The sequence below is a fragment of the Pseudomonas cichorii genome, assembly GCF_019719005.1.
GTDB classification, from domain to species: Bacteria; Pseudomonadota; Gammaproteobacteria; order Pseudomonadales; family Pseudomonadaceae; genus Aquipseudomonas; species Aquipseudomonas cichorii_E.
This window is the reverse complement of the sequence record NZ_JAIGPJ010000067.1, coordinates 1-9,243: the sequence shown is the minus strand read 5'-3', so window position 1 is coordinate 9,243 and position 9,243 is coordinate 1. Positions and strand designations below refer to the sequence as shown.

Annotated in this window: 4 protein-coding genes; 3 read left to right on the top strand and 1 reads right to left on the bottom strand. The window is 50.3% G+C overall.

The window, feature by feature from the left end; translation table 11 throughout:
* Positions 1–54 precede the first annotated feature (54 nt).
* On the bottom strand, positions 55–558 hold the full coding sequence (locus K5D32_RS25500) for a hypothetical protein (RefSeq protein WP_221575917.1): 504 nt from the start codon (positions 556–558) through the stop codon (positions 55–57).
* Positions 559–818: 260 nt separating this feature from the next.
* Here K5D32_RS25500 and K5D32_RS25495 point away from each other — a divergent pair, with 260 nt between their 5' ends.
* From K5D32_RS25495 to K5D32_RS25485, 3 genes are all read left to right on the top strand, one after another.
* The gene (locus K5D32_RS25495) at positions 819–3,203 is read left to right on the top strand and encodes a hypothetical protein (RefSeq protein ID WP_221602285.1); all 2,385 of its coding nucleotides are present in this window, start codon (positions 819–821) and stop codon (positions 3,201–3,203) included.
* 190 nt (positions 3,204–3,393) lie between these two features.
* Positions 3,394–5,799: a hypothetical protein gene (locus tag K5D32_RS25490; protein WP_221594861.1), complete on the top strand. Its 2,406-nt coding sequence runs from the start codon at positions 3,394–3,396 to the stop codon at positions 5,797–5,799.
* A gap of 65 nt (positions 5,800–5,864) precedes the next feature.
* A complete protein-coding gene (locus K5D32_RS25485) occupies positions 5,865–9,167 on the top strand; it encodes a hypothetical protein (RefSeq protein WP_221602283.1) in 3,303 nt (1,100 codons plus the stop codon).
* The last annotated feature ends 76 nt before the right edge of the window (positions 9,168–9,243 follow it).

Here is a 9,243-nt window from a genome sequence, read left to right as displayed (position 1 = left end):
AGGTGTGGGCATGGAGAAGTCTCCAACATGCGAATTCCAGAATTGGAATAACGATTACGGTGCCGGAACGGCTGAACGCTCTATCTTCACGCACGAAAGCTTTCCACCCACCTGCTCACTCGCCCTGCTGAAAATCACCATCACCCCAGGCACAACGACCGAGCCTACCGGCTTTTTCCCGGCCTCTTCGATATCGATGCCTTCTTCCATATTGGTGGGCTGTTTTATGGTCTTGAAGCGGAACGAAAAGTTTTCGTGATCCATACAACTGGGTGAATCGTGGAATGAAAAGAAGGTCGCCGAGGGTACATTTTCCAGCCTGAACCCATAGGCATCATCATTTTTGCAATTCAGTGAGTTATCCTGAAAATTGATGGTGGACGTGACAAAAGGAATACTGCAATTGATCGGATAAGTGCCATCCGAATTCTTTTTATTCAAAATCACCAACTGCCCATCGGGGTCCGCTGCCTGCACCGAGGAAACACAACCCACCATAGAGATACATACAGCCATGGCCGAAGCCAATGGCAAGAATTTGAACATACGCCGCATCATGATAGCGACTCCTGTTATAAGTATTTTATAAAACCGTCTGAAAATTGCGCCATGCAACACCCGAAGGCATTAGCGAGACAAAACGATACTGTGACTGATGCTAGCAGCCATGAAGTAGCTGGCAACTGGCATTTCTACCAGTAGACAACTAGTAGAAGACGGTGGACATTCCCGATCATGCGCATTACATGACAAACAACATCCGTTAGCCCTCACATAACCCGAATACAAGGCGATATCCTCATAACCGGGAGAACATCATGGCTCTTTCAAATGACACACACATAACCGCCATAGGCGGCGATTCGCGAGAGGCGCTGCTGAACTGGCTTCAGGAAAACCCCAAGACCCTCGATTGGGATGCCGTCGTGGTATATAACCGTGGCCGGGCCAATGCATTACTGATCCAGCAATATATAAAAAAACTGACGGCCGAAAACTACTTCACACCCATCGACGGCCAGATACAAGGGGAAAACGAAAAACTGAAGTTTTTCGGCATCCAGCTCGGCCTGCCCCGACTGTCATTTGAAAACGCCGATATCGATCATTCGGCAGCCCGTGTGACTCAAGCGATTACCGCAGGGCTGGCCATTCTGCAAAGCGAACCGCCCGGCGGCTACAAGACGGTCCACTCGGTCATGCGCCCCAACGGGGCTGTAGGACCAACATTATGGATGGATGTGGACCTGCGGAGCGCATCGGGAGACGCCACGAAAGCAGGCGTGGTACAGATTGATCTCTCTAAAATGACCAGCCTCGAAACCGATCTTTTCTCGGACAAGACAAGCGCCATTCATGCAAAAACGTTTTTCACTGAACGCTTCAAGGAAAAACCGGAACTGCAGGTGTATACCCTGGGCGCTCTGGACAAGAGTGCAGACTCCACCCTGGCTCCACAAAACTTTGTCGTCCGCACCCAGGCGGCACCTGGCGCCACTAACCGGGCAGCACCCAACTATGGTGACGGTGCCGTGGTATTGCTGGTGACACTGAAAGGCGGGGCAGACGGACAAAGCCCCACCAAAGACAGTGACTTCAAATACTTGATCCCCAATGATGGAAACGGGACTCAGTATTCGAGCGCTGTACTGATCTCAAACAAAGTTTTGTTCATCAAACTTATCACCCAACACCTGAATGCAGTGCTGCCCGGAAAAACCCTGACACCCAAGACGTCCACCAACGGGCAGGGAAAAGCCGGGCATATCTATCTGGAATATACGCAAGGTTCGATCACAAAAGCTGACTATAAATTCGTCTGCAACGGTTACTACAGCAACTACATCGTCACTGCCAGCACCCCTCTCATCACAATCCCATTGGCAGGCGCAACCTTTAAAGCAGTTGATGACACTATCAACTTCAGCTGGATCAATAAAGAATTCTCTATCAACATGCATTACCACAATACCCGAGGCGAACTGAGCGATACGCACTCTGATGAAGCAGTGACCATTCGGACACACCTGAATGTAACATCAACGCTCAGCCTCTACCCTGACACCGGCGTCATACATTTTGAGCAGGAAGACGTGACTGATGAACAAATCGAAGTTGATATGCCAAGGGATCACTACGCACAAAATTTTAATCGTTATGTGGATGACTTACGTAACGTCATCAAAGACAATCTTTTTGAATTCACCAAAAGTCTGGCGCTTCCCGATATCAATACATTCCTGCTACGCAATCTGCTATTCCCTGACAATAACCTGATGGTCCTTACAGACGCTCACGTCCCCGGAGACCTGGCTGTCTTCGGCAATGTGAGTCCTTCCCAGTCCAGTTTCGTCATAGAACCCGAGCAAGTCGTCCTGAATCCGGGCAGTAGCAAAACATTCAGCGTCGATCCGGTTTCAACGGTGACATGGAGCGTAAAAGGTTTGCCGGGTGACAACCACCCAGTCGGCTCAATCAACGATCAGGGTGTATATACCGCTGCCACCTTAGAAGAGCTTGAAGGTCGAGAGACTCAGCAGGTCATCATTACTGCGACCGGTATGACAGCAAGAGGTACCGAGGCCTCTTATTCGACCCTTGTCTCGATAGTCACCCAGACCATTACCCTGAACCCGCTCTTTTCAGTAGCTAAACCTGAAGGCAGTGTCCAGTTCACCGCCGGAATAGCGGATGACAGACCATTGCAATGGGCCATGAAAGACCCAGGCCAAGGCGGAAAGCTGGAGCCTGAAGCAGGCCTGAGTACAACCTATACGGCCTCGCCGCTACAGGTTTCAGGCATGTTTACCCTGGAAACAATTCAGGTAACTGATGCTCAGAACAACATGGGACAGGCCCAAGTGCTGGTCATCAACAGAGCGATCGGCGGGCAGGTAGACGTGAATTTTGCCCAGTCCGCAAGCGGCAAGCTCCAACTGAGCTTCCTGAAACAATACGGTGCCGCTCTTGACCCCGTTCCGCCAGAAAAACTGGTCTGGACATTGCTGGCAGGCACAGGCTCCATAGATGCATCAGGTCTTTATACCGAGCCGCAGTATAAAGTAACGGGATTTGCCTTGATTACCTGCGCATTTACTCGCGAACCCGACTTTGAAGGTGCTCCCATACCTGTCGATTATGGATACACCGTCATACCGCTCCCCTTGTCGCAATATTCTGGCATGTCAATGTCACTTCCATAAATCAGGAAGCATGAAGAGCAACTGGTATTTCTGCCAGTAGACAACGTTCAGAAGAGCGTAGACATTATTCACCACACCCGAGTTACACACATACATCATGGGTATCGTCCTGCAAGGCTATAACAGTCGTTAGTCATTAAATGCATGAACCTCCACGGAAGGCGATACACCTTATTACCGGAAGACCATAATGACCTCTTCAAATGATACACAGGCAACCGCAATAGGCGGTAAATCAAGAGATGCCCTGCTGACGTGGCTACAGCAAAATCCCAAGACACTGAACTGGGACGCTATCGTGGTTTATAACCGCGGCCGGGCCAATGCGTTATTATTGCAGCAATATATAAAGAAATTAACTTCCGAAAACTACCTGTCGCCCATCGACGGCAATATCGAGGGGGAAGAAGGCTCAAAACTGAACTTCTTCGGCATTCGACTGGGTCTGCCACGACTGTCTTTTGAAAATGCCGATATCGAGCACTCCAAAGCCAGGATCACTCAACCTATTACCGCAGGGCTGGCCATTCTGAAAAGCGAACCGGTCGGTGGCTACAAGGGAATCCATTCGATCATGCGGCCCAATGGAGCCGCAGGGCCAACACTGTGGATGGATGTGGACCTGATCAATGCTCCCGGCAGCGTCACGGATGCCGGTGTGGTACAGATTGATCTCAATAAAATGACCGCGTTCGATACCGACCTCTTTTCAGACACGGTCAGCATCATCAATGCACGAACATTCTTTCTTGAGCGGTTTCAGGAAAAACCGGAACTGCAGGTTTATACCTTGGGTGCCCTTAGCAAAAGCATGGACAACCCGCTCGTACCGAAAAATTTCATCATACGCACCCAGCCGGCACCAGGAGCCAAAAACCGGGCGGCCCCCAACTATAGCGACGGTGCCGTGGTATTGCTGGTGACACTGAAAGACGGAAAGGACGGTGGAGCCCCAACCCCAAACAGCGGCTTCGAGTATTTGATTCCCAATGATGAAAACGGGACCAAGTATTCAAGTACTGTAGTGCTTTCAAATAGAGTCCTGTTCAGCAAGTTGATCCTGCCAGTGCTTAATCAACATCCGAATATGACTTACGAACTGAAATCACCCACAGATGAAAATGGCACCCCTTTACATTTGTATGCGCAAGCCTTGACAAAAAACTATATAAAACCGAGTGGAACAGTATTTAGAAGCACCGCAGGCGAACACCACAGCACATTGAGATCATTGGAGGACGCTGTAGTCAAAGTCACAGAGGAAGCTCTATATTCTGGCGTAAGATTTAAAGCCTCAAATAACACTCTTCACATAGAATGGAATGCTTTAAGCCAAAGCAATTGGAATCAGAAAGTTGACGTAAATAACGGAAACGACACAGATGTCAACGGCCAATTTGAGTTCAAAATGTATGCCAAGACAGACATGACGCCTGAAGTAGACCCGATCACAAGCGTTATCCAGTTTTCAACGACCATAAATGCGGCAAGCGGATGCAGTCTAGGCGACTTTGGTTGGCTAGAGTTTTTCGGCGATAATGAACACACTTTTTTTGCAACATGGCACGAGGAGTTAAACGAGCATTTTTTCAATCATATTGCCAATATCAAGATCCCTGATATCGATACTTTCCTGTTAAGGAACCTGCTGTTTCCAGGCAGTAACTCAATGGTGCTGACGGACGCTCATATTCCAGGAGATCTGGCCATCTTCGGCAATGTCGACCCTTCCCTGACCAGTTTCGTGATAGAACCCGAACAAGCCATCCTGAATCCGGGCAGCATCATGACCTTCAGAGTTGCACCGGAAGCTACTGTGACCTGGAGCGTGGAAGGGTTACCAGGGGACAACAAACCCTTCGGCTCAATTAGCAATGAGGGTGTCTATACCGCGCCTAGTATCGCAGAACTTCAAGGCCGCGACTCCCAGCAGGCGATCATTACCGCGACAGGCACAACAGCACGGGGTATTGCAGCTTCATCTTCGACCATTGTATCGACTGTCAGCCAGACCATTTCTCTGAACCCGATCCTTGCAGTGACCAACCCCAAAGGCGAGCTGCACTTCACTGCCGGGGCCCTTGATGACAGACCACTGAACTGGGCAATGAAAGACCCGACCCAAGGAGGTCAACTGAACCCCGTTACAGGCAAGAGCACAACCTACACGCCAACTGCTGGTAACTCGACAGACATGTTTGTCCAGAACGTGATTCAAGTAACTGACGATCAAGGCAACACAGGCCAGGCCGAAGTGCTGCTGATCAACAGAGTGCTGGGCGGACAGGTGGAAGTTGATCTGGCAGAGGCTGCAAGCGGCACGGCGCAATTAAGGTTCATGAAACAATACGACACCGGTCCCATCCCCGTTCCACATGAGAGCCTGATCTGGACATTGCTGGGCGGCACAGGCTCGGTAAATGAACTCGGTGTCTACACCGAGCCACGGGAAAAGCTGCCGGGATTTGCCGTGATTACTTGCGCATTTCCTCGAAAACCGGATTTTGAGGGCGCTCCCATACCCGTGGATTACGGATACACCATTATACCGCTGCCGTTGTCGCAGTACCCGGATATAGCCAGGGCATATCAGTAAATCATGAAACATGAATGGCCATTGCAGTTGCAATGGCCTGAGACAAGGAGTCATCGAGGTGTGACATGGCAAATTCACTGAACTCACTTTTACAGACACTTAAAGGCAAAACCAATACCTGGGGCTGGGGGGCGATCGTGTCTTTCAACCGGGCCAAGGTCAATCACCTACTGGCGCAGCAACATATTGCACGGTTCAGTACAGACAGTTTCCTTCCGGCAATCCGGGGCACGGTACAACTGGAGGGACCGGAGACACTGGAACTGAGCGCGATCATTCTGAGTTCACCGCGCCTCTCTTTTGAAAATGCGTCGCTGAAAGACTCCAAGGCACGCCTGAATATGGACATCGTTGGAGGCACGGTTACTCATTACAGCAATGCGCCCGGCTCTCCTGCCCGAGCACTTTCCAGTTTCAACATTTCCGAACAGCATGGTTATAGTTTGAACGCGGATATTGAACTGAGAAAAGTGGTGGGAAGCGTCAACAAGAACTCAGAAGTCATTCTGGATATATCAAAGGCTACGGAGTTCACGACTAACCTGATTGACCTGGGTGTCAGCCCGACGCTGATAGGTGAGTTTTTCAAGGCCCGATTCGATGAGTTACCGGCAGAACAGCAGATCTATTCCCTGGGGGTACTGGACTTCAATGCAGATGACCTGCTGGCACCCAAGGACTTTTATATCCTTACCCAGGCAGCACCGGGGGCAAAGAACATCAAATCAGATACTTACGGTGAGGGCGCAGTGGTGCTATTTGTTCGTACCAAAAACAATTTTTACGATGGCGCGTTACCTGGAAATGAGAGTGAATTTCCTTATCTGATACCCGATGATAAAGTGCCGGGCGAAGATCGCTCTCTCTACTCAGGCTCGCTATTGATTGCCCGCCAGGCAGTCATGCATTGGTTTATAGCACCTTATATAAAAAATCTTGTAGGTCGCGAACTGAATCTGGATGTCCAGGAAGATAGCGCAGGCTATCAACTGAAGGGTGTCGCTGGCCGTTATTCTATCGGCAAAATCGATGTCACCACGGAAAGCTGGCCACACACCTACCATTTCATCAAGGAAGATCTTTCATTCACTTTTATTAACACCTTTACAATATACATCAGACCGGATTTACGACTGGCGATCAAGTGGAGTGGAAGTTCGGTCGAAACGTTTCGTATCTGGAATGAACAGGTGGGATGGTGGGACAGTGAATATGATACTGATGCTGAATTCACCTACCACCTGGAGCTGATCTTTGACACGATCCTGGACCCCGTTACCAACACTGTCCAGTTCGAGCGTTCAGATCAATCAAACTCTTCTTTCGAGATTTCTATCCAGAAGACCAGCGTGGACCCTAGAAACCTCATCGACAAAGCCAAAGAAGTACTAGCACAAGCCATACAAACGATGCTCAATCTATTCAAAAAAATCGACATCCCTGAAATAAACTTCTTCGGCATCAACCACCTGCTGTTCCCGGAACACAATGCCTTGATCCTCAAAGAAGCCTACTTGCCCGGCGATCTGGCCATGTTCGGGGAAATCGACCCGGCCTTGACTTCCTTCAGCCTCAACCCGCTTTACACCACGATCAAAACCGGTGACACATTGCAGTTTGAAATTATCGAACTGCTCTATCGCGCACGGGCGGCCACTATCACCTGGAGCGTCCGCGACATCGATGGCTCGCGCTCTCAGGGAGTCATCAGTGCGCAAGGGCTGTATACCGCGCCATCGGTGGGGCAACTTGAAGACCAGACCACCCGCAATGTCGTGACCGCCACCTACACAGATCCCGAGACAGGGGCAACGCGCACAGCCTCGGCGCTAGTGGTTGTCGTCGCCAGCTCAATGGCGATGACCCCTGCACTGCATGCCATAGACCTGCGCTCCCCTCGCGCTGTCACGTTCAAGGTTTCGACCCTCAGCGGCAATGCCGTGACCTGGGCTCCCCTGCTACCGGAGCAAGGGACGCTCTCGGTAAAGGACTATGAAGCGACGTATACAGCCCCGGCCACCTTGCCATCAGGCAGATTTCTGCCGGTCACCCTTGAAGCCATTGATTCCGGCAATCAGGCAAGGTGCCCAGGGACGGTGCTGCTGATCAATGGCGTTCTGCCCATGGATGTCCAGCCAGCGTTTCATCCAGGAATGGGGCCGTCCGCGTCCTTGCATATGTCCATGGCCGGACAGAAGGATGACGCCAGTAGTGTGCAATGGAGTGTTGCCACGGGTACGGGCAGCATTGATGCAACGGGTAACTTCAAGGCCCCCGATAAAATCACCCAGCCCTATACGGTTATTCAGGGCAGCTATTTCGACGGAGTCGGCACTCAATCCGGCTATGGGGTCATTCACTTATCCGAAATCGCTCCACGAGCGAAGTGGGAGCGCCTTGAAGAGTTCACCATCAAAGAACAATCCGGGTCAGCCACACTGTTCGCCAATGGACTGCAGCAGGTCAAGTTGCGGGTAGCCGTCAAGACCTTCGACGATCAGAACAACGAGGTTTTTCTCACCCCGTCCGAGCTGAACAGCATGCGCCTGATCCTGGCCGACACAGGAATTGAACTACCTTATATCGGCGAAGAGGGTGTACCCGAGGATACACCTGAAGATAAACAATGGGGAGTCAACGAATCCAGAAACGCTTATAAGTATTACCCCGCTGATACCACCCAAATCAGTGAACCAGAAGCTCTGGATGGCAGTGGCAAATGGCTGTATATCCAGACTCGCGGCGATGCACCATTAAAAATAGCCGTTGCCTTGACCCGCGCCGATCAGGTCGAATTCAATTCGACTGAACAGAATGGCTCCGAAGAAAAAAACAACATCATAGAAATCACACCAAAAACCGTACCCACTTATGCCATAGAGAGTTATGAGTTTGAGCATATACGTGTTGCAGGCGGAGCTAATAATGATTACGAGCTCAACACGATCGACTATTACTATCTGCGATTCAAACAATCCGTTCAGAATATAAAATTCGTCGCCATCGAATTTGACAGCCCAACCAGTATGGTGCAATGGGAAAGCCGCCAATATGCCGAACTCATGGGCAGCTATACCGGATACGCACTCCCCGGCAGTAAAACACTGCTGTTCGAGCCATTATTGATGCAGACCATTGAACCTGATTTGCGCCCAAGCCTTAATGTTGTTCCAGGCAAGGAAGCGCCTGAGGGCGCTGTATTGATCAGCCTGCATCGGCGTTCGGACTTTGCGTTCAACAACGCCAGTGACTTCGACAACCCGATGAAGTTAAAACTTATTGATGAGTACGGGAATCTGCACAAGATTATCGTGCAATTCAATTCACCTACCGACCGTAATGTTCTGACAATTACTGCCACCAACTGATTGACTTCATTAAACACTATAAGCGTCGATAAACCATCCCGTTTATCGGCGCTTATCTGGAGATATCTCCATGCCC